The sequence below is a fragment of the Methyloligella solikamskensis genome, from assembly GCF_042676065.1.
Lineage (GTDB): Bacteria > Pseudomonadota > Alphaproteobacteria > Rhizobiales > Methyloligellaceae > Methyloligella > Methyloligella solikamskensis.
The window spans coordinates 1,965,471-1,989,244 of the sequence record NZ_JBHTJO010000001.1 but is presented as its reverse complement, the minus strand read 5'-3'; the positions used below and the strand labels follow the sequence as shown (position 1 = coordinate 1,989,244).

The following is a 23,774-nucleotide window of genomic DNA, read 5'->3' as shown; positions in this document are numbered from 1 at the left end:
GAAAGCTCACCGGAACGCCGACGGCAGGACGCCGCCGAGGCTCGACAGTCTTAAGCAAAGCGGGACTTGCGGCAAGCCTTCAGAGCGGGAGTCACTGCAGAAAGAGACGACAGGCCTCTATTCGGTGCTGGCCTGACGCCGGAGCAGGGCCTCAGCGCTTGTTGCCGAGGCGGCAGACGAGCGGGACTTGCCGCGATTGAGATCCTGCCAGAGCTGCAACGCCTTCTCAGTGCCGTGCAGGCGCGAGCGGTAGAGCTGCAGACTCTCCATGATCTTGATCACGTATTCGCGGGTCTCGGTGAAGGGAATGCTCTCAACCCAGTCGATGGGATCGACATTGGGATCGCGCGGATCGCCGAAGGCCTCCACCCACTGCTTCACGCGGCCAGGGCCGGCGTTATAGGCCACCAGCGCCATGAAGTAGGAGCCGTCGTAATTGTTGATCAGGTCGCCGAGATGGGCCTCGCCCAGCTGAACGTTATACGCGGCCTCGGTCAGCCGCGAGGCGGAGTATTTGACGTTGAACTGACGCGCCACCAGCCGTGCCGTGGACGGCATGAGCTGCATCAGCCCCCGCGCGCCGACAGGGCTCTTGGCGCCGGCATTGAACTCGCTCTCCTGCCGGGACAGCGCATGGACGAGCGCCACGTCCACCTTGTCGCTGAGCCGCACGAAATTCGGAATCACCCCGATCGGAAGCGCGTATTCGCCCACGGGCATGTCGCGGTTGAAGGCGATCTTGGCGAGCCGGATGCTGATCTGCCGGTTGTCGGTGGCCTTCGCAAGCTCCGCCAGCAGCACGACCTCGGCAGGCGATTCAAGGGTGCGCGCCAGCGAAATGAAGAAATAGGGCATCAGCGCTTCGTAGCCCGTCGCCATGGCGACGCCGATGGCCCGCACCGCATGGCGCGAGGTGAAGCGGTTCACGTCTTCTTCCGTCGGCACGGGCGTGGCCGTGACCTCCAGCCTGGCAGGCGCCGCATCGAGTGCCTGACGCCCGAGCTGGCCGTAATAATGCTGCGGATACCGGGCGGCGGCCGCGAAATGGATGATGGCAGTCCGGCGGTCGCCGAGCGCCTGGGCCGTCCGGCCCATCCAATATTCGGCCCGCGACTGGGTCTTGGAATCGTCCGCCACGGAGCGGAGCTTCACGAAATGGGGCAGGGCCTTCTTTGGCTTGCCGAGAAAACGGAGCGCGATCCACCCCGACAGGAACTCCGCTTCGGCAAGATAGTCCTCGTCCTTTATCGGCCCGTGCTGGGAGGCGATCTTGTAGGCCGCTTCATACTCGCCGAGCCGCAGCGCCATGCGGCAGTTCACCCGCCGCTCGATCCACCACTGATCCAGATCGCCGAGCCGGGCCGGGTCGTCGTCGGGCACCGTCAGCATCAGCTTCAGCGCCTCGTCTTCCTTGTCGTTGCGGCGAAGATATTGGATGCGGTTGAAGAGCAGCCCAACATCCTTCTCGTATTCTTCTTCGGGCAGGGCATCCAGCAGCTTGCCGGCATTGCTGCGCCGCTTCTGAACCGCGACCCGGGCCTCGACCTTCTTACGCTCTTTTTCCGGGATCAGCTTGGCGACCCGCTGCGCCTCGTCCACCAGACTGGAATCGTCCGGGTACATCAGCATGTCGATGCGGGCCCGGTGATCGTCCTCGCTGAGCATCTTGCCGAAATCGGCGAGGATCTTCTCCTCCACCTTCTTGTCCAGCAGATGCTCCCGCCAGGCGGAGACAACCATGAGCTTGGTCTTCTCCTTGTCGCCAGCCTTCAGATAGGCCGCAGCAAGCGCCGCCTTGCCCGCGCCGGACTCAGGCGGCGAGTTCTCGAAGAACGCGGTGATCTCGTTGGCAGCGGCATCCTCCATGAAGAGCTTGCGCTCCGCCGCCTCGCGCAGATCGTCATGGAATGGCCAAAGGGGGTGGGAGAGGCGGAAGGCCTCGATGGTGCGCGCATCCGCCGGCGGATCGTCGCTGCGATAGGCATACCACGTGGCGAACTCCTTCGCCGACGGGTCCTGCAGGCGCTCGATGGCGCGGGCGGCCTCATCGCCGCGATCGTGATAGGCGGAGCTGATGGCGTCCTTGACGTGGGCGATGTCGGAATCGCTGAGCTTGTACTCAAGGATCGGCTTCAGCATGGGCGTGTAATCGGGCCCGTCGCCCTTGGGCTTATCGCTGGCGCTGGCATCCTTGAGGAGTGGATTGCGCAACGGCAGGGACGCGGTCGTCTTCACCGTCTCTTCGTCCTTGGCGTCCTCGCCGGCGTCTTCTTTTTCCGCCGTGTCGGTCTCGGATTTGTCTGTCTGGGGAGAGTCGTTTTCGGCCTTGTCGGTCTCCGCCTCGTCGCTGTCCGGCGTGTCCGCCTCGCCGCTCTTCTCTTCGCTGGCCTCGGCCTTCTCCGTCGTCTCCTCGCTCTGTTTCGCCGTGTCGGCGGTGAGCTTCGGATTGCGCTCAGGCAGGCTTACGTCGTCGGCAGCACGCGCAAATTGCGGCGCCGTGAGCAAGACGAGCAGGGTAATGACGAATGCGGGAACGCCGATGCGTTTCATCCTGTCGGTTCTCTACCGCTCTGTCGCGAGTGCCCGGCGGGAGGCCTTCTGAGTCGGGCGGAATGCTTCGACCACGCTATAGTAGCAATTTTCGGAGTTTCGTGCGCAACAATGTCCGAAAATGCGTCCGAAAGATGGAACGGGGCGCCCGTCGTAACGTTTTGCGCCGGTGCTTGCTGCACCCATTCTAAATCCCTATTGTCCGGCATATTTTTCAACTGACCGGCCTCCGGCCCGGCAATCTCTCAATTCAGCTCAGGAGTGCTTTCGTGTCCCGCTCTCGTTTCCAGGGTTCGATCACGGCTTTGATCACGCCATTCAAGGATGGCGCGCTCGATCTGGACGCCTATCGAAAATTCATCGACTGGCAGATCAATGAGGGCACCAAGGGCTTGGTTCCTGTGGGCACCACGGGTGAATCGCCGACCCTCAGCCATGCCGAGCATGACGAGGTGATCGAGGTCTGCATCGAGGCGGCCGCCGGGCGCGTACCCGTCATCGCAGGCACCGGCTCGAACTCGACCCGGGAGGCTATCCGCCTGACCCTGCACGCCAAGAACGCCGGCGCCGACGCAGCGCTGGTCGTCACGCCCTACTACAACAAGCCCACCCAGGAGGGCCTGTATCTCCACTTCAAGGCGATCAACGACGCCGTCGATCTACCCATCATCATCTACAACATCCCGCCGCGCAGCGTGGTGGACATGTCCGTGGAGACCATGGCGCGGCTCTTCGAGCTGCCCAACATCATCGGCGTGAAGGACGCGACCGCCAATCTGCAGCGGGTGAGCCAGCAGCGCATGGCCATGGGGCCGGAGTTCATCCAGCTCTCCGGCGAGGATGGCACCGCGCTCGCCTTCAACGCCCATGGCGGCGTGGGCTGCATCTCGGTCACCGCCAACATCGCGCCGAAGCTCTGCTCGGAGTTCCACGAGGTCTGCCTGAAGGGCGACTACAAGCGCGCGCTGGAGATCCAGGATATCCTCATGCCGGTGCATGAGGCGCTTTTCGTGGAGTCCAATCCCGGCCCGGTGAAATACGCCGCCGAGCGGCTCGGCCTGTGCAGCGGCGAGACCCGTCTGCCGCTCGCGCCGATCGCAGAGTCCACACGGCAGCGCGTCGACGACGCCCTGGTGAAGGCGGGGCTGATTTCCGGCTAAGCGCCGAAAGACGCATCCAAGGTCGATTCCAATGGCCCAGAAACGCGGCACGAGCAAAACCGTCGCCGAGAACCGCAAGGCACGCTTCAACTACGAGATCGGCGAGACCCTGGAAGCAGGGCTGGTGCTGGAAGGCTCGGAGGTGAAGTCCTTGCGGAACGGCAAGGCGAATATCGCGGAGTCCTATGCTTCCGCGGAAGACGGCGAGATGTGGCTGATCAACTCCCACATCGCCGAATACGCGCAAGCCGGCCGTGAGAACCACGACCCCAAGCGCCGCCGCAAGCTGCTGCTCCACCAAAAAGAGGTCGGCAAGCTCGCCGGCGCCATCCAGCGGGAAGGCATCACGGTCGTTCCGCTGACCATGTATTTCAACTCCCGGGGCATCGCCAAGGTGAAGCTCGGCATCGGCAAGGGCAAGAAGCTCCACGACAAGCGCGAGACCGAGAAGAAGCGGGATTGGGATCGCCAGAAGGCGCGCATCATGCGCGAGCAGGGCTAGACAGCCCGCCATGCGCAAAGGTCTGAAGCTGCCGTCCGTCGCGTTGCCGTCGACCCAAGGCGGATCGGTCGACCTAAGTGCCCACAAGGGCAGGGCGCTGCTCATCCTCTATCCCTGGACCGGCCGCCCGGGCGTGCCGAATCCGCCCCGCTGGGACGATATCCCCGGCGCTCATGGCTCGACACCGGAGCTGGAGGGCTTCCGCGATCTGTCCGCCAGCTTCCGAGAAATGAGCATCGCGCTGTTCGGCCTCAGCCGCCAGGATACCGCATGGCAGCAGGAGCTCAGTGAACGCCTGTCCCTGCCATTCCCGCTGCTCAGCGACGCAAAGGATGAACTTTGGCCGGCGCTTGAGGCCGAAACCTTCGAGACCGGCGGCGAGATCTATCTGAAACGCGCGACGGTTCTGATCGAGAACGGCGGGGCCGAGGAGATCTTCGCACCCGTCGACGACCCGGCTGGCCACGCCGCGGATCTTCTGAACCGTCTCGGCTAGCCCGTCCGAAGCCGCCCGGCGATGTCGCCGATCACGGCTTCGAACATCTCCGTCGTCAGCACGCCGGTGTTCGTGTTGTAGCGGGAGCAGTGATAGCTATCGACGAGGGTGAGGCCGGCCACTTCATGCACCGCCCCGTGGCCGAACGGCGCCTCCTTCAGCTTCAGCCCCAAGGTACGCACCACGCTGTCATGAGCGATGCGGCCCAGGGCCAGGATCATCCGGAGATTCGGCAGGCGCGCGCTCCGCGCTTCCAGGAACCGGCGGCATTCCTTGATCTCCGCCGTGGTCGGCTTGTTGGCCGGCGGCACACAGCGCACCGCATTGCTGATCATGCAGTCGACCAGCTCCAGGGCGTGCGGCTGCTCTGGCGTATGCTCGCCCCGCGCCAGCCCGAACTTCATCAGCGTCGGATAGAGAAGATCGCCGGCGAAATCCCCCATGAAGGGCACGCCGGTGCGGTTCGCGCCCTGAAGGCCGGGCGCAAGCCCGACGATCAAAAGCCGCGCGTCCTCACCGCCGAAGGACGGCACAGCGCCGTTGAACCAGTCGGGATGCTTCGCAGCGTTGTCTTGACGGAATTCGACGAGCCGCGGGCAGAGGGGACAATCTTCTGCCGGTTCGGGCGGCGCATCGTCTGCGCCCACGCGGGCCTGTGCCGCGCCGCTCATCCGTCGGAAAGAGGTTTGTCGTCGCCGGCATCGCGCTTGGCGAGCTTGCCGAGCGCCGACCAGTCGAGATCGCCGGCGCCGGCGGCCATCAGCGTGAGAAAGCGCTCCGAGATCAGGCTGGCCATTCCCATGGGCACCTGCAGATCCTCCGCCGCATCCAGCGCCAGGCCGACATCCTTATGGCCGAGCTTGGCGGTGAAGCCCGGCGGCGTGTAGCGCTCGTCGGCGATCAGCCCGCCATAGGTCTTATAGACGGGGGCGGAGAACAGGGTCTCCGTGAGTAGCTCCAGATAGGCGTGGGGATCGATACCCGCCTTGCCCACAAGCGCGAAAGCCTCGGCCAGGGACTCGATCGTCGACGCAATCAGGAAGTTTCCCGACAGCTTCACCAGATTGGCCTTGGCCGGCTCCTCACCGAAGAAGAAGGTGCGCTGACCGAGGGTCTCGAAAATCGATTGGCAGAGATCCAAAACCTCCGCCGGTCCTGCCGCCACGATGAAGAGCTTGCCGGCCGCTGCCGCATCGGGCCGGCCGAACACCGGCGCTGAAACGAATTCCTGACCGGCCTCGGCATGGGCCGCGGCGAGCCGTTCCGACAACGCCACACTGATGGTGCTCATGGAAATATGGGTGGAGCCCTTGGGCAGAGCCTCCAGGATTCCGTCCTTGCCGAACACGGTCTCTTCCACCGCCGCGTCGTCGGAGAGCATGGTGATCACGACTTCGCCCCGGGCGGCATCGCCGGGGGTTTCGGCGAACACAGCCCCGTCGGCGACCAGCTTGTCCGCTTTCGCCTTGGTGCGGTTATGAACGCTCAGCGGCTTCCCGGCGGCAACGAGATGTGGCGCCATGGCACTTCCCATGGAGCCGAGCCCAACAAATCCGATTTTCATGATGCGCGGCCTCTAAACCCAAAAATTCCCTACAGCCAGAGTCGGCCTCAGCCGGAGCCGATTCAAGTCTCGATCAGATCGTCGTCCGATTCGAAGCTGTCGTCATCCTGGGGGTTGAGCTCAGGCCGCCGCCGCGGCTCCTTGTTGAACCGCTCATTCGGATCGCGGCCGATCTCCTCCTGAAGGTCGGCCAGATCGATGAACTGGTCCGCTTGCCGGCGAAGCTCGTCTGCCACCATCGGAGGGTTTGTCATCAGGGTGGAAACCACGCTGACGCGGCGGCCGCGATGCTGCAGCGCCTCGACCAGCGAGCGGAAATCGCCGTCGCCGGAGAAGATCACGAGATGATCGAGATATTCGGCAAGCTCCATGGCATCGACCGCGAGCTCGATATCCATGTTCCCCTTGATCCGCCTGCGACCGGCCGCATCGGTGAACTCCTTGGTCGGCTTGGTGACCATGGTGTACCCGTTATAGTCGAGCCAATCGATCAGTGGACGGATGGAGGAGTACTCCTGCTCGTCGGCGAGCGCCGTGTAGTAAAGCGCGCGCACAAGCCGGGCCTGCGATCCGAAAAGGGCGAGAAGCCGTTTGTAATCAATATCGAAACCGAGCGCTTTCGCCGCCGCATATAGATTGGCGCCGTCCACAAAAAGGGCTACGCGCTCCGTGGCGTAGAATTGCATTGAAACTCCTATTTAGCGAAATAAACGCGGAAACAGCGAGCGGGTTCATGACAGTACTGATTCAACCCATTTGCCTGCGGGTCGGGTTCCATCGGAGGAAGCCAGCGTGAGGGGAAATGCGCTCATCGCGCTCGGCGCCAATCTGCCGGGCCCGTGGGGATCGCCACTTCAGGCTGTGCAGCGCGCGGTTCGTGAGCTGGACCGGGGCGGCAAGTCTGTAATCCGACTGTCACCGCTCTATGAGAGCGAGGCCATCGGCCAGCCGGGCCAGCCGCCCTACGTCAACGCGGTTGCGGAGATTGCCACCCATATGCCGCCGGAAGCCTTGCTGCGGAAGCTCAAGCGCCTGGAGTCTGAAGCCGGACGCCGGGGGCGAAACGCCCCGTGGGGTGCCCGCAATCTCGATCTGGATATCCTGGACTACGGCGGCCGCATCTCCGGCTGGCGCGGCATCAATGCGGTGATGGCAGGCGCCGGCCCGCGCAAGCTCACCCTGCCGCACCCGCAAACCCATATGCGGCCTTTCGTCCTCGTTCCCCTGGAGGACATCGCGCCTCAGTGGCGCCACCCGGTGCTCCGGCAATCGGTCACCGAACTTCTCGATGCGCTTCCGGGCAACCCCCGCCACGACAGGCTGAGGCGACTTTCCGAGACAAGCCCTTGAGCCATAAGGCCGCTTCCGCGGCGTCGGGTCCCTTGCGTCGAGCGCTACAACCTTCTAAACAGGGCTGAACTCCACGACTCCCGAAAAAGGATTTATCGATGGCACGCGTTACCGTCGAAGATTGCGTCGACAAGGTCGAAAACCGGTTTGAGCTCGTTCTGCTCGCCAGCCACCGCGCCCGCACCATTTCCGCCGGCGCGCCGCTCGCCGTCGACCGCGACAACGATAAGAACCCGGTCGTCGCCCTTCGCGAGATCGGCGATGGCGAGATTTCGCCCGAGGATCTGAAGGAAGACTTCATCCACTCGATGCAGAAATACGTCGAGGTGGACGAGCCCGAAGCCGATGCCGTTCCCGACATGCAGTCGGAGAGCCGTCCGCTTCTTGGCGCCGACGATCCGTCGATCGACACACAGATCGACAAGATGAGCGAAGAAGAGCTGCTGCGCCGCATGGCGACCCAGGCGCCCTCCGATGGCTCCAATGCGGGTCCGCGGTCCCGCTAGGTCTCGCCTCCAAGTGGCGATGCGCCGCGCGGATGCGGCTCAAGGATTCGATCAAGAATTCGACCGGCCGGGTGTGAACGCTCCGGCCGGTCTTTTTGCCTGCAACCCTGCGATCACCCGGCCGCAGGGCCTTCAAAGCGAAAATTTACCGGCCATCTATAAGCTGCTGCTATCCTGCAGCGGAGGTGTCCCCGCGCCATGATGCGCCAATACGAGCTCGTCGAACGCGTTCTCAGCTATGAGCCCCACGCGGACGAGGCGCTTTTGAACCGCGCCTATGTCTACGCCATGCGGGCGCATGGCAATCAGCGGCGTGCTTCCGGAGACCCCTTCTTCTCCCATCCGCTCGAAGTTGCGGCGATCCTCGCCGATATGCGCCTGGACGATGCGACCATCGCCACGGCGCTCCTCCACGACACCCTGGAAGATACCCAGACCACCCGGGACAAGATCGATTCCCTCTTCGGGCCCGAGATCGGCTCCCTAGTGGAGGGGCTCACCAAGATCAAGAAGCTCGACCTGGTGAGCAAGAAGGCGGAGCAGGCGGAGAATTTCCGCAAGCTGCTGCTGGCCATCTCCAGCGATGTGCGCGTGCTGCTCGTGAAGCTCGCCGACCGGCTCCACAACATGCGCACGCTTCAGTACATGAAGCCGGCCAAGCGCAAGGTCATTGCCCAGGAGACCATGGATATCTATGCGCCGCTCGCCGGCCGCATGGGCATGCAGTGGCTGCGCGAGGAGCTGGAGGACCACGCCTTCCGCTGGCTTCATCCGGAAGCCTACAAGGCGGTCGTCAAGCGGCTGGAGACGTTACGCGAAGAGCATCAGGGCCTGATCGACGACATCCAGTCGGCCCTCACCAAGAAGCTCGACGAGACCAAGGTGAAGGCCACGGTCGTGGGCAGGGAGAAGAAGCCCTACGCCATCTGGAGCAAGATGGAGCGGAAGCAGATCAGCCTGGAGCAGCTCTCCGACATCTACGGCTTCCGCATCGTCGTCGACGAGGTCGCCGACTGCTACCGGGCGCTCGCGGTGGTGCACACGAGCTGGCACATGGTTCCGGGCCGATTCAAGGACTACATCTCCAACCCGAAGCCCAACGACTACCAGTCCATCCACACGACCATCGTCGGTCCCAAGCATCAGCGGGTGGAGCTGCAGATCCGCACCGACCAGATGCATCAGATCGCCGAATACGGCGTGGCGGCCCATGCGCTTTACAAGGACAGCACGAACGGCTCGAACTATGTCGCGAAGCCCGCGGACAGCAACGCCTATCGCTGGCTGCGCCACCTGATCGACATGCTCCAGGAGGGCGACAACCCGGAAGAATTCCTGGAGCACACCAAGCTGGAGCTGTTCCAGGACCAGGTCTTCTGCTTCACGCCGAAGGGCCGGCTGATTGCGCTGCCCCGCGGCGCCAACGCCATCGACTTCGCCTATGCGGTGCATACGGATGTCGGCAACACCTGCGTGAGCGCCAAGATCAATGGACGGCCCATGCCGCTCGCCACGGCGCTCCGCAACGGCGACGAGGTGGAGATCATCTGCTCCGAAGGCCAGCAGCCGCGCCCGGCCTGGGAAAAGCTCGCCATCACCGGCAAGGCCCGCTCCAATATCCGCCGCGCCACCAAGGCGGCGGTCCGCGCCCAATACGGCGCTCTCGGCCGTCTTATCCTGCAGCGCACCTTCGATCGGCACGGCAAGCAGTTCTCAGAAGAAGCCGTACGGGAGGTGCTGGGCCGCCTGTCCCAAAAGACAACGGAGGATGCCATCGCCGCCGTCGGCCGTGGCGAGCTTGCGTCAGCAGACGTGCTGAAGGCCGTCTATCCGGAGGAGACCCCGCCGTCGTCCGCGCCTACTGCACCCAAGCGCAAGCTCAAGATGAAAGGCGACGACGAGGGCTGGTTCGGCTTCGGCAAGGTGATGGGCCTCAAATTCCGCTGGCCCGGCGCGCCCAAGAGCAAGCGCGACCTGCTGGCCGGCGTGCCTGTGCGCGGGGTGAGCGGCGATCTGCCCGTGCGCTTCGACGAAGGCGGCGCGGTGCCGGGGGATCGCATCGTCGGCATCCTGACCCCGGGCGAGGGGATCACCATCTATCCGATCCACTCAAAGGCGCTGCACGCCTATGACGAGGAGCTGGACCGCTGGATCGACGTCACCTGGGACATCGACGAAGACAATCCTCAGCGGTTTCCCGCACGCCTGGAACTGGTGGTCCTCAATGAGCCCGGCAGCCTGGCCCAGATCGCGGGCGTTTTCGCCGAAACCGACGGCAATATCGTCAATATCCGCATGACCAACCAGCTCCCCGACTATACGGAGATGACCATCGACGTGGATGTCTGGGATCTGAAGCACCTCAACGCCACCATCGCCAAGCTGCGCACCATGGACGTGGTCTCAAGCGTCGAGCGGGCAGGCGATTAGGCCCGGAATCTGGCGATTGCCTTTCGAAATTTGAGCGGATAGGTCAATAGCGCGGTCACCCTAAGGCAAAACGGCTGCAAATGGGGCAGGCGGGCGCCACAAATCCGCGCCACATTCTCTCACCATCTGTTTTCACAAGAGCTTTAACCTAAATACGTTAGTTCAAGCCCTTCGCGTTGCCACTTTTTGAGCGCGGTTCAGTGCTTTGAGGACGGAATGCTGTTTGCGCGTCGACAATCAGAATCCTTCTGGACGAAGGCCCGGGTGCACCTCTGGCCTCGCCGGAGCTGGTCGCGCTCGACCCGCTATGTGAAGCACCGAGTCACGCGCATCAACGCGACGCCCCACGTGATCGCGCTGGGCTTTGCCGCCGGCTGCTTCATCTCCGCCACCCCATTCGTGGGCTTCCACATGATCGGGGCGGCTCTGATCGCATGGATGATCGGCGGCAGCATCATCGCAAGCCTTCTGGGCACCTTCGTCGGCAACCCGCTGACCTATCCTTTCTTCTGGTTCGCCAGCTTCAAGGTCGGCACGGTGATTCTCGGCACCGCCGGGACCCACAGCCATACGGATTTCTCCGGCGAGTTCTTCTCCTCGTCCTGGGAACAGATCTGGCCCATCCTGAAGCCAACCATCGTAGGCTGCGTGCCGGTCGGACTTGTGCTATTCGCGATCTTCTATTTCGCGACCCGCTGGGCCGTGCAGGTGTATCAGGAGCGCCGCAAGCAGCGCTTCCAGCTTCGCCAGCTCCAGCGGGACCAGGCTATTGGGGCGCAATGAAGCGCCCGACGACGACCCATTTCGACTAAGTCCGATGACCTCTGAACCACTTCCTATCCGGCTCGGCATCAATGTCGACCATGTCGCTACGTTGCGGAACGCCCGCGGCGGCAGTCACCCCGATGTCGTGCGCGCCGCCCAGCTCGCAATCGATTCCGGCGCCGACAACATCACCGCCCATCTGCGCGAGGACCGTCGCCATATCCGCGACGAGGACATCGCCCAGCTCGTCCAGCTTTCGAAGCCGCTCAACATGGAAATGGCGGTGACGCCGGAGATGCTGCAGATCGCCCTGCGCACCAAGCCCCACGCCAACTGCCTGGTGCCGGAGCGCCGCGAGGAACTGACCACCGAAGGCGGGCTCGATGTGGCAAGCCAGGTGGAGACCCTGAAGCCCTTTGTGGCCAAGCTTCGTGATGCCGGCATCCGCGTCTCGCTGTTCATCGATCCCGATCCAGCTCAGATTGAGGCGGCCGCCTCGGTCGACCCGGACGCAGTCGAGCTGCACACGGGCACCTATTGCGAAGCGGGTCTCGCTAAGGACCAGCTCGGCTTCGAACGGGAGCTCGCGCGCCTTGTTAAGGCGGCCCAGACGGCAGCGGATGCAGGCCTCGAGGTTCACGCCGGCCACGGCCTGACCTATGGCACTATCGGGCCCGTCGCCGCGACCCCTGAGATCGTCGAGCTCAATATCGGTCACTTCCTGGTCGGCGAAGCCATCTTCGTCGGGCTCGCCGAAAGCGTGCGCCATATGCGCCGCCAGATGGACCGGGCCCGCCAGGCCATCGCTACGCCGGGCAAGGTTTCCGTGGACGAAACCCTATGATCATCGGTCTCGGCAACGACATCATCGACATCCGCCGGGTGGAGAAGACCATCGAGCGCTTCGGCGAGCGGTTTCTCGACCGGATCTTCACCGATATCGAGCGGGCGAAATCCGATGCCCGCGCCGCCCGCGCCGCATCCTATGCCAAACGCTTCGCGGCCAAGGAGGCGTGCTCCAAGGCGCTGGGCACGGGGTTTCGCGAAGGCGTCTTCTGGAAGGATATGGGCGTGGTCAATCTCGCCTCGGGCCGACCGACCCTGGAGCTCACCGGCGGCGCCTTGCGGGCGCTTGAGCGGATCACACCGGAAGGCCACGAGACCCGCATCGATCTCACCATCACCGACGATTTTCCCACCGCACAAGCCATCGTCATCATTCAGGCGCTCAAGGTGAACATGCGGGACTAGACGCCGGCCTGGCGTTGCTTGCCGTCTGCGTAGAGAGGGCGATTTGCGCCCGCAGAAGCGAAGGTCTATAGGCATGACCCTCAGGCCGGGCGGCTTCATTTCAACGAGGAGATTTCCGCATGAGTGTCCAAGCGGAGCGGACGCATCAGAAGAGCAGCTTTACGACCGTCATTATCCCGGCCCTGCTGCTTGCGCTCATCGTGCGCATCTTTCTGTTCCAGCCCTTCAATATTCCGTCGGGCTCCATGATTCCGACCCTGCTCATCGGCGACTATCTCTTCGTCTCCAAATACAGCTACGGCTATAGCCGCTACTCGATTCCCTTCAGCCCGGACCTGTTCTCTGGCCGCATCTTCGCTGCCATGCCCGAGCGCGGCGACGTGGTCGTCTTCAAGCTGCCGACCGACAACAAGACCGACTACATCAAGCGGGTGATTGGCCTGCCCGGCGACAAGATCCAGGTGAAGCACGGCACGCTGATCATCAACGGCGAAGAGGTGAAGAAGGAGCGGATCGAGGATCTGGCGCTCGAAGGCCCCACGGGGCGCGTGCGCAACCTGCCACAATATCGCGAGACCCTGCCCAACGGGGTGACATACCGCGTCCTCGACACGGTGCAGGAAGGCATCAGCGACAACACCGAAGTCTACGAGGTCCCCGAAGGCCATCTCTTCATGATGGGCGACAACCGGGACAACTCGACCGACAGCCGTTTCCTCAACGAGGTGGGCTACGTACCGTTTGAGAATCTCATCGGCCACGCCCAGGTGATCTTCTTCTCCCTCGGCGAGGGCGCCCATTTCTGGCAGATCTGGAAATGGCCCACCGCCGTCCGCGGCTCGCGCATCTTCGATCTGGTGCGCTGAGATTGGCCAAGACGTCTGACAAGGCGCTACACACACTCGCCGCACGGCTGGGCCACGACTTCGACGATCTCGGGGTGCTCAAGCTGGCGCTCACCCATTCCTCCGCGCGAGCGGTCGAGCTGGCGGAGGACGACAACGAACGTCTCGAATTTCTAGGCGATCGGGTTCTCGGACTGGCGGTCGCGGAGCTGCTCACCTCCCGCTTTCCCGAAGCGCGAGAAGGGGAGCTGGCCCGCTGGTTCAATCACCTTGTCCGGGCCCAGACCTGCGCGGATATCGCCCAGGGCTGGGATCTCGGACGCTATCTCGTCATGAGCGACGGCGAGGCCGGCAGCGGCGGCCGCCGCAAGATGACCATCCTGGCCAATGCCTGCGAGGCGGTTCTTGGCGCGCTTCATTGCGACGGCGGCTATGATGTCGCCCGCGCGATCATCCATCGCGACTGGACTCCGCATCTGGGCGAACTTGAAGTGGCCGCGGCCGATGCCAAATCCGTGCTCCAGGAATGGGTGCAAGGCCAGAAGCGGCCGCTGCCCCACTATGAGGAGGTCGGCAGGTCAGGCCCGGACCATGCGCCGGAATTCACGGCCGAGGTTCAGATCGAAGGCCTTGAGCCGGAGCGCGGCAAGGGCCCGAGCAAGCGCGCCGCCGAACAGGCCGCAGCACTCGCCGTTCTGGTCCGCGAAGGCGTCTGGGACAGCGTCGAGCCATAGGCGATCGATATGAGTGAAGACAACAACGAACAAAACGTCATGCCCACGGGCGAGGAGGGCGACAGACGCTGCGGCTTCGTCGCCCTGATCGGCGCCCCCAACAGCGGCAAGTCGACCCTGACCAATGCCCTTGTCGGCGCCAAAATCTCCATCGTCACCCACAAGGCCCAGACGACCCGCGGCCCCGTGCGCGGCATCGCCCTGGAAGACAAGACCCAGATCATACTTGTGGACACGCCGGGCATCTTTCATCCGCGCCGGCGTCTCGACCGGGCCATGACCGCAACCGCGTGGGACCGGGCAGCCGATGCCGACCTCATCCTGCTCGTGGTTGACGCCAAGCGCGGCGCCGACGAGAAGGCCATGGCGGTGGTCGAGAAGCTTTCCGGGATGAGAGCGCCGGCTGCGCTCGTCATCAACAAGGTGGATCTGGTCAAGAAGCCGAAGCTTTTGGAGGTGGTGGCCGACCTCTCTGCCGCCGGCAAGTTCGAACAGACCTTCCTGATCTCCGCCCTGAACGGCGACGGCGTCGACGATCTGAAGACCTATCTGGCGGTGAAGATGCCGGAGGGTCCCTGGCTCTTTCCGGAGGACCAGCTCACCGACGCGCCGCTCCGCCAGGCGGCGGCCGAGATCACCCGCGAGAAGTTGTTTCTCAGGCTCCACGAAGAGCTGCCTTATGCGCTGACCGTCGAGACCACCGAGTGGAAGAACTTGCGCGACGGTAGCGCCCGCATCGAGCAGACCATCTTCGTGGAGCGCGACAGCCAGAAGAAGATCGTGCTCGGCGCCAAGGGCCAGACCATCAAGGAGATCGGTCAGGCCGCCCGGGCCGACATCGCCGAGATCGCCGATCAGCCGGTCCATCTCTTCCTGTTCGTGAAGGTCCGCGAACGCTGGGGCGAGGATCCGGAGCGCTATCGCGAGATGGGGCTGGACTATCCGACCGAGTAGGGCCTAATCCGCCCCATGGACTGGCGCGACGACGGCATTCTTCTCTCCACCCGGCCGCTTGGCGAAGCCAACGCCATCGCCGAGCTTCTGACCGAGGAGCACGGACGTCATCTGGGACTGGTCCGGGGCGGCCGTTCGCGCCGTCTCCGTCCGCTGCTCCAACCCAGCAACCTGCTGCACATCACCTGGCGGGCACGCCTCCCGGAGCATCTCGGCTCCATCACCGTGGAGCTCATGCAGGCCTATGCGGCGGGCGTGCTCGACGACCACGCAGCGCTTTTAGGGATCGAATCCCTGACCTCCATGGCACGAATGCTGCCTGAGCGCGATCCCCATCCGGCGCTCTATCACGGCGCCCGAGCGGTGCTTGAAACCCTCGATGACCCGAAGGTCTGGCCCGCACGCCTCGTCCGCTGGGAGTTGGAATTCCTCGCCGATATGGGCTTCGGCATCGATCTGTCCGAATGCGCCGCCACCGGCACCATGGAAGACCTGATCTTTGTGTCGCCGAAATCGGGCAGGGCGGTCTCCAAAGAGGCTGGCGAGCCATACGCCGACAAGCTCTTCCGCTTGCCCGCTTTCCTCATAGACGAAGAAGCCACGGCGTCGCCGGAGGACATCGCCGACGGCTTCCGCCTCTCAGGCTACTTCCTCGACCGGGACCTCTACAGCCCCCAAGGCGAGCCGCTACCGGCAGCGCGAGAGCGGCTCCTCGCGCGTCTTTAGGCCTTTCCGAATACGCGCTCGTGATGAGCAATATTGAGGCGCTTCGCGGTCTTGAAGGCATCGATGATCGCGATGATCCAAACCACCCAGCCTAGCAAGATGAACCATAAGAGGACACAGGCGATCAGGAAGAGGAAGCCCTTTCCGAGCTGTCCATTGTACATCTGACCGGCACCGCAAATCAGGAAGGATAGAAGCGCAGCGACGCCGGGCGAATACGGGCCAACACTTCCGTCCGCGGAAAAATGGGCTGCGTCTTGCGCGCGCCTAACCATGTCCTCCTGCGTACCCAATGGCGCAACCTCACGGGGAGCAATGGCCGGAGGGGGAGGCGCCTTATCGTCCAGCAATCTCGATAATATGGCGTCGTCCTTGAGCAGGACCCATTCGTTCCCGCCTTCCGGAAAGACGTAGTCTTCGCCGGAGATCTGCCCAGCCGCCTGCAAGCTGCGGATCTGGTGTCCGCTTGTTGGACCCGATGATTGCCCATTGATGTAGATGTACCAGCAGCGATCCAGCGGATGCGGCGGCGGGGACGTCCTCGCGTGGGACCCTGTTACTGGGCGACCGCTTCCGCTTTGCCCCGAACCAGCGTCGCTCATTCCCCCTCCCAATTCGGCGCCTTGAATGCACGCACAGATTGTATACACGGCAACTGCTAGCGTGCAACGCACGCGTTAGCGGGGCTCAGAGCGGCTTCAGAGGGACTAAGCCTGCGCCTCGGGCGGCGAGATGAACTCCCGGTCCTTTGGCAGCTTGGCGGCGAGGTCCGCATCGAAAATAGACTGTGACGGAACGAGTGGCCGCCTTGAGGTCGCTCGTCCGATGGGCTAACCGGATTCAATGGGAAAAGATATTACGCCGGATGATTCGGCGCCAATCGAGCCGATCAATCTCCGAGAGGCGCTGGAAGAGCGCTATCTCGCCTACGCGCTATCGACCATCACGCAGCGGGCGCTGCCCGATGTGCGCGACGGGCTGAAGCCGGTTCACCGCCGGCTGCTCTACGCCATGCAGCAGCTACGCCTGTCGCCGGAAGGTGAGTTCCGCAAATGCGCGAAGATCGTCGGCGACACCATGGGTAACTACCACCCCCACGGAAACCAGGCGATCTACGACGCGCTCGCCCGTCTCGCCCAGGATTTCGCGGTGCGCTATCCGCTGGTCGACGGGCAGGGGAACTTCGGCAATATCGACGGCGACAACCCGGCGGCCGACCGCTACACGGAGGCGCGTCTGACCCAGGTCGCGACCCGTCTGCTGGAAGGCATCGACGAGGACACGATCGACTTCCGCCCCAACTACGACGGGAGGGACATGGAGCCGGTCGTTCTGCCGGCCAACTTCCCGAACCTTCTGGCCAATGGCGCCTCGGGCATCGCCGTGGGCATGGCGACGAACATCCCGCCCCATAACGCGGCTGAGCTCTGCGACGCCGCGCTCCATCTGATCAAGTTCCCGAACGCGACTGTCGAGAAGCTCGTCGAATTCGTGCCGGGGCCGGACCTGCCCACTGGCGGCATCATCGTGGAGCCACGCGATCAGATCCTCGAGGCTTACAAGACAGGCCGCGGCTCCTTCCGTGTCCGCGCGCGTTGGGAATCCGAAGACCTCGGCCGCGGCGCGTACCAGATCGTCGTCACCGAAATTCCGTACCAGGTTCAGAAGTCGCGGCTCGTGGCCCGCATCGCCGAGCTTCTGCAGCAGAAGAAGCTGCCGCTCTTGGCCGATGTCCGCGACGAATCCACCGAGGAGGTGCGCCTCGTCCTGGAGCCCAAGAGCCGCACGGTCGATCCCATCCTGCTGATGGAATCCCTCTTCAAGGTCACCGACCTGGAGACCAGACTACCCCTCAACATGAATGTGCTGACCAAGGGCCGCATCCCAAACGTGGTCAGCCTGCGCCAGGCCTTGCGAGAGTGGCTGGACCATCGCCTGGAAGTGCTGGTGCGCCGCTCCAACTACCGCCTCGGCAAGATCGACCACCGCCTGGAGGTGCTCGAGGGCTATCTCATCGTCTTCCTCAATCTCGATGAGGTGATCCGGATCATCCGCGAGGAGGACGAGCCCAAGCGGGAGCTGATGAAGACCTTCGAGCTGACCGAGATCCAGGCCGAAGCCATCCTCAACATGCGCCTGCGCTCCTTGCGCAAGCTGGAGGAGATGGAGCTCCGCCGGGAGCACGACAAGCTCACCGAGGAGCGGAAGGAGCTGAAGGCGCTGCTCGATTCCGAAGACAAGCAGTGGAAGCGCATCGGCGACGAGTTGAAGGAGACGAAGAAGACCTTCGGCCCCGACACGGCGCTGGGCCGCCGCCGTTCGCGCTTCGACGAGGCGCCAGAGGCCGATCTCGATCTGGTCGAGGCCATGATCGAGAAGGAGCCCATCACAATCGTGCTCTCCGAGAAGGGCTGGATCCGCGCCATCAAGGGACACCAGACCGACACGGACACGCTTGCCTTCAAATCTGACGACAGACTCATGCGGGCGGTGAAGGCCCACACGACCGACACGCTGCTGGTCTTCGCCACCAACGGCCGCTTCTATTCGTTGCCTGCGAACAAGCTTCCCGGCGGGCGCGGCCATGGTGAACCCTTGCGCCTGATGATCGATATCGAAGGCTCGGCGGACGCGGTGGAGATGATGGTCCATCAGCCCGGCCGAAAGCTTCTGGTCGCCGGTACGGCCGGCTACGGCTTCGTGGTGCCCGAAGACGAGGTCGTCGCCATGACCAAGAAGGGCAAGCAGGTGCTGAATGTTCGCGGCGCCGACGAGGCGCTGGTCTGCGCACCGGCCACCGGCGACAGCGTGGCCGCCATTGGCGAAAACCGGAAGCTGCTCCTCTTCCCCCTGAGGGATCTGCCCGAGATGCCGAGGGGCAAGGGCGTCCGCCTCCAGCGCTACAAGGATGGCAGCCTGGCCGACGCCAAAACGTTCTCCAAGAAAGAAGGGTTGACCTGGGTCGACGGGGCAGGCCGCACCTTCACTCAAAGCGCCGAAGAACTCGCCGAATGGTGGGGCGAAAGGGCTCAGGCCGGGCGCATGGCTCCGCGCGGCTTCCCAAAGTCGAACAGCTTCGGCCCGCGCTTCAACGGACAGAACTAAGCGGGCCGAAAGCCCTCGGCGGGTCTAGAATCCGATGATCTAAAAGTCGGTGAAGGCAGGGGCGAGCTTGCGGTCGGCGCAGGCGCCGCAGCCTGAGGCCTCGTCAGTTTCGCCGCTCTTGCCGTCGAAGCGCACCCAGCCCTTGGCGGTCAGGTGCTCCTGCGGGTGGAAGCGGTTCTTGTAGCGCATCTTCCGTGCGCCCTCGATCCAGTAGCCGAGATAGACATACGGCAGGCCGAGGCTCTGGGCGTATCGGATGTGCTCGAGGATCATGTAGGTGCCGAGGCTCCGGGAATAGAGTTCCGGATCGTAGAAGCTGTAGACCATGGAGATGCCGTCGCTCAGTCGGTCGCACAGGCACATGGCAACCAGCGGGGTCGAGCCGTCGCCCTCCGGATCGGGCTTCAGCCGGTATTCGCTGGCGAATGTCTCCACCACGCTGTCTTCCACCATCAGTGAATAGTCGAGCACCGTCATCTCCGCCATGCCGCCATCGGCGTGGCGTGAGTCGATATAGCTGCGGAATAGGGAGTATTGCTCGCTGTCGGCGGCAGGCTCCTTGCGCGTCACCATCAGATCCCGGTTCGCTTTCAGGATCCGCTTATGAGAGCGCCGGAGATCGAACGCATCGGCCACGATCCGCACCGGCACGCAGGCCGAGCAGGAATCGCAATAGGGCATGTAGGCGATGTTCTGGCTGCGCCGGAAGCCGCCCTTCAGGAGATTGTCGATCAGGACGTCGGGCTTATCTGGGGTCAGATGCGTGAAGAGCTTCCGCTCGTAGCGGCCCGGCAGGTAAGGGCAGGGCTGCGGGGCGGTAATGTAGAACTCGGGAAAATTGCTCTTATGCTCTGTCACCTTGGCTCCGCCTCAAAGACTGGCCGTAAACCCCCGCCACAAATGGCGAGACCGCCTGAGCGTTTTGAGAAGTGTAGGGGATGAGCCGCGCCAGAGGCAATCAAGAAGGCGTGCGCCTCGAGCGGCTGCGCCTTAGAAACCGGCTACATCCCTCACGAAATCAAGAATTCCGCACCGCCACGACGCCGGCGAAGATGTCGTGCAGGCAACGCTTCTGACGGTCGATCAGTGGCCACAGCAGGATCGGGAAGAAGATCGTCAGCGACAGCCAGAAGAGCAGGGCGTGAAACGCGCCGATCAGCGGCGAAACCGTCCCGCCATGCCACATCTTTATCTTCACGCCCATGGTGCGCATGCCGATCGTCGCCTGGTTCGCCCCACCAACGGTGAGCGCGTTGTAGCCGAGTCCCACGATGGGGAAGAGGGCGCCATAGAGCAGCCAGGCAAGGCCGAGCGTTAGAATGCCGAGCACGAAGACCACCACACCGACGATCACCCAGAGGATCGTGATGATAATGGCATCGATGACGAAGGCGACGATGCGCCGGCGTAGGATTCCTTCGAAGAGATCCGGATGTGAGACCACGTCGAAGGCCGGATTGAAGGGCGTGCCCTGTTCGCGGGTGGTCGTCTGCGTATCGCTCATGAGGTCCTTCCGAATCTCCGCAATCGTTTGCAACTGCCAACATACCAAAACATGGGTAACACGTCCGGCGAAACAAGCGTTTCGGCCAAATTCGACTGCGAGCCGAGACACGTTCGTACTTGCGGGCCCGAAAGGCCGCTCCCGGTTGCCGATCTATCGGCGAGGCGCTAGACAATTGCCGACACGGATTCGGGAAGGGGACCGTTATGCTGCGCCGCGTGAATCGTTCCAGCCGCTTTTGTTTCGCGCTGGCCGCCTGCCTTCTGGGTGTCACCCTGGCCGGGACAGCCGCCGCGAAGGCCGAGTGCGATGGCGAGCAGATCTTCTCCGACGATTTCAGTGACGACGCGGGCGGCTGGGCTCTGAACAGCGCGGTCAAGATCGCCGACGGCATCTTCACCTTCGACCTGCAGCCCGATGAGATGCAGGCCAATCTCAATGTCAGCCACGAGATCGACCAGGATGTCGAGATCTGCGCCGATGCGGTCTGGCCCGAGGACGAGCCGGGCATCCTGGGCGCCGGCATCCTGTTCTGGGGTAAGGACTCGAAGAACTATTTCCAGTTCGGCGTTCTGAACACCGGCAAGTACTGGATCGCCCGCAAAGAGGACGACCGCTGGCAGGTGATCGTGCAGAACGTCACCTCCGACGCCATCAAGACCGAGCCCGGCGAGGAAAACACTCTGCGGATCGAAGCAAATGGCGACCAGGTCCTCTTCTACGTCAATGACGAGAAGCTTCGCGAGCTCCGCGGTCAGCAGCCGGAAGGGGGTTGGCGTTTCGGGCTGAGCGGCGACAATTTCGACCGTCAGTCAGCCGAAGCCATCATGTTCTCGTCGGTGACCGTCACCAACTAGCCGGAACAATCGGGCTGGATGGCTAGTCCTCCGCCTTCAGCCGCTCGGCGACCTCGCGCGCGAAATAGGTGAAGATCGCATCCGCACCGGCGCGCCGGTAGCACATCAGCGTCTCCATGATGGCCGTGTTCCGGTCGATGCAGCCATTCTCGACACCGACGCTCAGCATCGCGTACTCGCCGGATGTCTGATAGGCGAAGGTCGGAATGCCGAAGGTCTTCTTCACGCGGTAGAGCACGTCGAGATAGGGCAGGCCGGGCTTGATCATCACCATGTCGGCGCCCTCCGCGATATCGAGTGCGACCTCGCGCATCGCCTCTTCGGAATTCGCCGGGTCCATTTGATAGCTCTGCTTGTCGCCCTTGAGCATGGCGCCGGAACCGACCGCATCGCGGAACGGACCGTAGAATCCCGAGGCGTATTTCACCGCATAGGACAGCAGCTTGGTGTTGATATAGCCGGCATCCTCGAGCGCGGTGCGCATCGCGCCGATCCGCCCGTCCATCATGTCCGACGGCGCCAGGATATCGCAGCCGGCCTCCGCCTGGACCAGCGCCTGGCGCACCAGCACCTCCAGGCTCCGGTCGTTGTCGATCTCGCCGTCAACGATGATCCCGTCATGGCCGTGGCTTGTGTAGGGGTCGAGGGCCACGTCGCAGATGATGCCGATATCGGGCACTTCCGCCTTGATGGCGCGCACCGCCCGGCAGATCAGATTGGCAGGATTGCAGGCCTCGCTCGCCTCCGCGTCCCGCAGGCCCATTTCCGTGTACGGAAAAAGCGCGATGGCCGGCAGGCCGAGTTCGGCGGCCTCTCGGGCGGCCTGGATCGCAAGATCGATGGAGAGCCGCTCGACACCCGGCATGCTCTCGACCGGCTGGCGGACGCCGTCACCCTCCATCACGAAGAACGGCCACACGAGATTATCCACGCCGAGATGGTTCTCCCGCACAAGCCGGCGGCTCCAATCCTGCATCCGGGTGCGCCGCAGCCGAGTCGCCGGAAAGCCGGGCTGCGATGTCACGCGCTGCTTCTCCTCGGCGCGTTTGATGCGTTCGGTGCGAAGGGAAAGAGGTTTGTCGTCGGACATGGCGATTCTCGATTGGCTTAGATGTCGTCTCTGGATGGACGGGGCGCCTCGAAAACAGGTAGGGGCGGCCGCAACGTGAATCTAGAGCGCTTCTAAAGCTAGCATCCCAGCCGGTGTCGCACCACAACCCCTCGTCATTAGGGTTTCGAAGCGCATTAGATCTCGAACCCGATGACTCAGGCGCGCGCTCCGCCTCACTGGCAGTAGCTGGTAGGCCGCTCGATCATGTCGAAATGGAAATGGGATTTGTGGGCGTCGTTCGCCTTCGGTCCCAGCACCGTGCCGAAATAATCGCAAGCTCCGGCATGGACTTGCACCATGAACCGCGCGGCCGCATCGGGCTCCGTCTTGAGCGCCGGTTCTAAGGGTTTCTCTAAGGGTTTCTCCGGCTTTTGGGCCGGCAAGGGCGCCGCCATGGCTTGGGGCTCGATCCTGGCCTTCATGACCTCGAGAATCTGCTCGCCCGCCATGCGCGCCATGGAGACCGTTGTCGTCTTTCGTGCTGCATTGGCTGCCTGCAATGCCACCGTTTCGAATTTCGGCCCCTTGGCGCCCATGGCCTCGTCCATCTTGCGCTCCGCCGCTTGCGATGCGGCCAGTAGCTCAGGGTTTCGCTCAGGCAGAGGCGGGGCGGCCTTCGGCGCTTTCGCGGTAAGCTGGCCCGTCTTGGGCCAGGAGCTCCCGAGCGCCACCGTGGTCTCCGCTTCCAGGGTGAAGATCGAAATGTCGAGAGCATTCGCCAGAGCGTGCTCCGAGAGTTTCCCGCCCGCTTTGCCGTAGCGATTACGGCAATCGTAATCGGCCGCGTTCTGCATCTTCACCACGGGGGACTGAAACAGCGCCCGCGCTTCCGGCTGTACCACCTTGGTGAGCCAGTCGTTCAGGGCAGCCGCCACGGGGCACCGCAAGGTCGCCGGCGGCGTGATCGTGACCGCAGGATCGGCGCCGATGGATTTCACCAGGATAGGCGCGGGCGCCCCGCAGTCGCCTTCGCGGATCGGATCAAGCGGCTCGTAATCGATGGCGATCTTGTCGAGCAGGGCGGCGCATTCCTTCTTGGCCGCCTCGATCTCCGGCTTGGTCCAGGCAAGCGACGGCCGCTCATCCGGTGTAAGTGGCCCCTTCTTCTCTGACTCTTTCTTGTCCGACTCCGCTCCCGCAGCGGCCGCTTTCGATGGCGAAGGTTTCCGCTCCGGCATCGGCGGCTCTTCCGCATAGACCGGACCGGTTGCGGCCAGGGCAAGACAGGCTGCCACGAGCAGCCGAGGGGAGAGGGGCAGGAAAAGGTTCATGCGGGTCGATCGACCGCGCTGACGCGGGCCCGGCTCTTGTGGTTTTTTGCGCGAAGTGCTAGCTGCCGCGGACCTTCCGGACTGGCTTCCGCA

The 23,774-nt window shown here is 63.5% G+C and carries 24 protein-coding genes; 15 read left to right on the top strand and 9 right to left on the bottom strand.

All coding sequences use genetic code 11. From position 1 onward, the window contains the following. Window positions 1-117: 117 nt before the first annotated feature. A complete protein-coding gene (locus ACFQ2F_RS09690) occupies window positions 118-2,550 on the bottom strand; it encodes a transglycosylase SLT domain-containing protein (protein WP_379089199.1) in 2,433 nt (810 codons plus the stop codon). 269 nt (window positions 2,551-2,819) lie between these two features. Between ACFQ2F_RS09690 and dapA the strand changes: the two genes are divergently transcribed. From dapA to ACFQ2F_RS09675, 3 genes are read left to right on the top strand one after another with little or no spacing between them, the layout of a single operon-like run. Beyond that, window positions 2,820-3,710: a 4-hydroxy-tetrahydrodipicolinate synthase gene (gene dapA, locus ACFQ2F_RS09685; protein WP_379089196.1), complete on the top strand. Its 891-nt coding sequence runs from the start codon at window positions 2,820-2,822 to the stop codon at window positions 3,708-3,710. Between the two features lie 31 nt (window positions 3,711-3,741). Continuing rightward, window positions 3,742-4,212 (top strand): SsrA-binding protein SmpB, encoded by a 471-nt coding sequence (gene smpB / locus ACFQ2F_RS09680; protein ID WP_379089193.1) that lies wholly within the window; start codon window positions 3,742-3,744, stop codon window positions 4,210-4,212. Between the two features lie 10 nt (window positions 4,213-4,222). Beyond that, window positions 4,223-4,708: a peroxiredoxin gene (locus ACFQ2F_RS09675; RefSeq protein WP_379089190.1), complete on the top strand. Its 486-nt coding sequence runs from the start codon at window positions 4,223-4,225 to the stop codon at window positions 4,706-4,708. Here ACFQ2F_RS09675 and ACFQ2F_RS09670 read toward each other — a convergent pair. The 3 genes from ACFQ2F_RS09670 to ACFQ2F_RS09660 all read right to left on the bottom strand — a co-directional run bounded on the left by ACFQ2F_RS09670 (window position 4,705) and on the right by ACFQ2F_RS09660 (window position 6,958). Continuing rightward, window positions 4,705-5,379, bottom strand: a complete 675-nt coding sequence (locus tag ACFQ2F_RS09670; protein WP_379089187.1) for a uracil-DNA glycosylase — start codon at window positions 5,377-5,379, stop codon at window positions 4,705-4,707. The two genes, ACFQ2F_RS09675 and ACFQ2F_RS09670, sit on opposite strands and share 4 nt — an antisense overlap. Next, window positions 5,376-6,272 (bottom strand): NAD(P)-dependent oxidoreductase, encoded by an 897-nt coding sequence (locus tag ACFQ2F_RS09665; RefSeq protein ID WP_379089184.1) that lies wholly within the window; start codon window positions 6,270-6,272, stop codon window positions 5,376-5,378. The genes ACFQ2F_RS09670 and ACFQ2F_RS09665 overlap by 4 nt, the downstream gene beginning before the upstream one ends. 62 nt (window positions 6,273-6,334) lie before the next feature. Continuing rightward, on the bottom strand, window positions 6,335-6,958 hold the full coding sequence (locus tag ACFQ2F_RS09660) for a LabA-like NYN domain-containing protein (RefSeq protein WP_379089181.1): 624 nt from the start codon (window positions 6,956-6,958) through the stop codon (window positions 6,335-6,337). 106 nt (window positions 6,959-7,064) lie between these two features. On the opposite strand from ACFQ2F_RS09660, the gene folK reads away from it, so the two are divergent. The 10 genes from folK to recO all read left to right on the top strand — a co-directional run bounded on the left by folK (window position 7,065) and on the right by recO (window position 15,833). Then, a complete protein-coding gene (gene folK / locus ACFQ2F_RS09655) occupies window positions 7,065-7,622 on the top strand; it encodes a 2-amino-4-hydroxy-6-hydroxymethyldihydropteridine diphosphokinase (RefSeq protein ID WP_379089178.1) in 558 nt (185 codons plus the stop codon). A gap of 98 nt (window positions 7,623-7,720) precedes the next feature. Further along, entirely contained in the window at window positions 7,721-8,128 is a 408-nt protein-coding gene (rpoZ, locus tag ACFQ2F_RS09650; RefSeq protein ID WP_379089176.1) for a DNA-directed RNA polymerase subunit omega, read from the top strand. Window positions 8,129-8,326: 198 nt separating this feature from the next. After that, entirely contained in the window at window positions 8,327-10,558 is a 2,232-nt protein-coding gene (locus ACFQ2F_RS09645) for a RelA/SpoT family protein (RefSeq protein WP_379089173.1), read from the top strand. A 264-nt stretch (window positions 10,559-10,822) separates the two neighbouring features. Continuing rightward, the gene (locus ACFQ2F_RS09640) at window positions 10,823-11,341 is read left to right on the top strand and encodes a DUF2062 domain-containing protein (RefSeq protein WP_379089170.1); all 519 of its coding nucleotides are present in this window, start codon (window positions 10,823-10,825) and stop codon (window positions 11,339-11,341) included. A 34-nt stretch (window positions 11,342-11,375) separates the two neighbouring features. Beyond that, window positions 11,376-12,167, top strand: coding sequence for a pyridoxine 5'-phosphate synthase (locus ACFQ2F_RS09635; protein ID WP_379089167.1), 792 nt, complete (start codon window positions 11,376-11,378; stop codon window positions 12,165-12,167). Continuing rightward, complete coding sequence (gene acpS, locus ACFQ2F_RS09630) at window positions 12,164-12,574, top strand: holo-ACP synthase (protein ID WP_379089164.1); 411 nt, start codon at window positions 12,164-12,166, stop codon at window positions 12,572-12,574. Before ACFQ2F_RS09635 ends, acpS begins: the two co-directional genes overlap by 4 nt. 119 nt (window positions 12,575-12,693) lie before the next feature. Beyond that, complete coding sequence (gene lepB / locus ACFQ2F_RS09625; protein ID WP_379089161.1) at window positions 12,694-13,440, top strand: signal peptidase I; 747 nt, start codon at window positions 12,694-12,696, stop codon at window positions 13,438-13,440. A 2-nt stretch (window positions 13,441-13,442) separates the two neighbouring features. After that, window positions 13,443-14,153, top strand: a complete 711-nt coding sequence (gene rnc, locus ACFQ2F_RS09620) for a ribonuclease III (protein ID WP_379089158.1) — start codon at window positions 13,443-13,445, stop codon at window positions 14,151-14,153. Window positions 14,154-14,162: 9 nt separating this feature from the next. After that, window positions 14,163-15,107 carry a GTPase Era gene (era, locus tag ACFQ2F_RS09615; RefSeq protein WP_379089155.1) on the top strand — a complete coding sequence of 315 codons (945 nt, stop codon included), beginning with the start codon at window positions 14,163-14,165 and terminating at the stop codon, window positions 15,105-15,107. A gap of 15 nt (window positions 15,108-15,122) precedes the next feature. Next, window positions 15,123-15,833 (top strand): DNA repair protein RecO, encoded by a 711-nt coding sequence (gene recO, locus ACFQ2F_RS09610; protein ID WP_379089152.1) that lies wholly within the window; start codon window positions 15,123-15,125, stop codon window positions 15,831-15,833. Here the strand turns inward: recO and ACFQ2F_RS09605 are convergent. Beyond that, the gene (locus ACFQ2F_RS09605) at window positions 15,830-16,435 is read right to left on the bottom strand and encodes a DUF4339 domain-containing protein (RefSeq protein ID WP_379089149.1); all 606 of its coding nucleotides are present in this window, start codon (window positions 16,433-16,435) and stop codon (window positions 15,830-15,832) included. The two genes, recO and ACFQ2F_RS09605, sit on opposite strands and share 4 nt — an antisense overlap. A 241-nt stretch (window positions 16,436-16,676) precedes the next feature. Here ACFQ2F_RS09605 and parC point away from each other — a divergent pair, with 241 nt between their 5' ends. After that, window positions 16,677-18,938 (top strand): DNA topoisomerase IV subunit A, encoded by a 2,262-nt coding sequence (parC, locus tag ACFQ2F_RS09600; protein WP_379089146.1) that lies wholly within the window; start codon window positions 16,677-16,679, stop codon window positions 18,936-18,938. Window positions 18,939-18,977: 39 nt separating this feature from the next. Here the strand turns inward: parC and ACFQ2F_RS09595 are convergent, their stop codons facing one another. Then, the gene (locus ACFQ2F_RS09595) at window positions 18,978-19,796 is read right to left on the bottom strand and encodes an arginyltransferase (protein ID WP_379089143.1); all 819 of its coding nucleotides are present in this window, start codon (window positions 19,794-19,796) and stop codon (window positions 18,978-18,980) included. A 160-nt stretch (window positions 19,797-19,956) separates the two neighbouring features. Next, on the bottom strand, window positions 19,957-20,442 hold the full coding sequence (locus tag ACFQ2F_RS09590; protein ID WP_379089141.1) for an RDD family protein: 486 nt from the start codon (window positions 20,440-20,442) through the stop codon (window positions 19,957-19,959). Between the two features lie 206 nt (window positions 20,443-20,648). Between ACFQ2F_RS09590 and ACFQ2F_RS09585 the strand changes: the two genes are divergently transcribed. Continuing rightward, complete coding sequence (locus tag ACFQ2F_RS09585) at window positions 20,649-21,299, top strand: hypothetical protein (protein WP_379089139.1); 651 nt, start codon at window positions 20,649-20,651, stop codon at window positions 21,297-21,299. Between the two features lie 22 nt (window positions 21,300-21,321). Here the strand turns inward: ACFQ2F_RS09585 and hemB are convergent, their stop codons facing one another. Continuing rightward, window positions 21,322-22,395 (bottom strand): porphobilinogen synthase, encoded by a 1,074-nt coding sequence (hemB, locus tag ACFQ2F_RS09580; RefSeq protein ID WP_379090665.1) that lies wholly within the window; start codon window positions 22,393-22,395, stop codon window positions 21,322-21,324. A 188-nt stretch (window positions 22,396-22,583) separates the two neighbouring features. Further along, window positions 22,584-23,681 carry an extensin-like domain-containing protein gene (locus ACFQ2F_RS09575; RefSeq protein WP_379089136.1) on the bottom strand — a complete coding sequence of 366 codons (1,098 nt, stop codon included), beginning with the start codon at window positions 23,679-23,681 and terminating at the stop codon, window positions 22,584-22,586. Between the last annotated feature and the right edge of the window lie 93 nt (window positions 23,682-23,774).

Bases quoted from the DNA above. Each gene is read 5' to 3' on its own strand.
- parC (WP_379089146.1), top strand. From the start codon at position 16,677: ATGGGAAAAGATATTACGCCGGATGATTCGGCGCCAATCGAGCCGATC.
- era (WP_379089155.1), top strand. From the start codon at position 14,163: ATGAGTGAAGACAACAACGAACAAAACGTCATGCCCACGGGCGAGGAG.
- ACFQ2F_RS09645 (WP_379089173.1), top strand. From the start codon at position 8,327: ATGATGCGCCAATACGAGCTCGTCGAACGCGTTCTCAGCTATGAGCCC.
- ACFQ2F_RS09665 (WP_379089184.1), bottom strand. From the start codon at position 6,272: ATGAAAATCGGATTTGTTGGGCTCGGCTCCATGGGAAGTGCCATGGCG.
- ACFQ2F_RS09585 (WP_379089139.1), top strand. From the start codon at position 20,649: ATGCTGCGCCGCGTGAATCGTTCCAGCCGCTTTTGTTTCGCGCTGGCC.
- smpB (WP_379089193.1), top strand. From the start codon at position 3,742: ATGGCCCAGAAACGCGGCACGAGCAAAACCGTCGCCGAGAACCGCAAG.
- ACFQ2F_RS09575 (WP_379089136.1), bottom strand. From the start codon at position 23,681: ATGAACCTTTTCCTGCCCCTCTCCCCTCGGCTGCTCGTGGCAGCCTGT.
- lepB (WP_379089161.1), top strand. From the start codon at position 12,694: ATGAGTGTCCAAGCGGAGCGGACGCATCAGAAGAGCAGCTTTACGACC.
- rpoZ (WP_379089176.1), top strand. From the start codon at position 7,721: ATGGCACGCGTTACCGTCGAAGATTGCGTCGACAAGGTCGAAAACCGG.
- ACFQ2F_RS09690 (WP_379089199.1), bottom strand. From the start codon at position 2,550: ATGAAACGCATCGGCGTTCCCGCATTCGTCATTACCCTGCTCGTCTTG.
- recO (WP_379089152.1), top strand. From the start codon at position 15,123: ATGGACTGGCGCGACGACGGCATTCTTCTCTCCACCCGGCCGCTTGGC.
- ACFQ2F_RS09605 (WP_379089149.1), bottom strand. From the start codon at position 16,435: ATGAGCGACGCTGGTTCGGGGCAAAGCGGAAGCGGTCGCCCAGTAACA.
- ACFQ2F_RS09635 (WP_379089167.1), top strand. From the start codon at position 11,376: ATGACCTCTGAACCACTTCCTATCCGGCTCGGCATCAATGTCGACCAT.
- ACFQ2F_RS09660 (WP_379089181.1), bottom strand. From the start codon at position 6,958: ATGCAATTCTACGCCACGGAGCGCGTAGCCCTTTTTGTGGACGGCGCC.
- ACFQ2F_RS09590 (WP_379089141.1), bottom strand. From the start codon at position 20,442: ATGAGCGATACGCAGACGACCACCCGCGAACAGGGCACGCCCTTCAAT.
- ACFQ2F_RS09675 (WP_379089190.1), top strand. From the start codon at position 4,223: ATGCGCAAAGGTCTGAAGCTGCCGTCCGTCGCGTTGCCGTCGACCCAA.
- ACFQ2F_RS09670 (WP_379089187.1), bottom strand. From the start codon at position 5,379: ATGAGCGGCGCGGCACAGGCCCGCGTGGGCGCAGACGATGCGCCGCCC.
- acpS (WP_379089164.1), top strand. From the start codon at position 12,164: ATGATCATCGGTCTCGGCAACGACATCATCGACATCCGCCGGGTGGAG.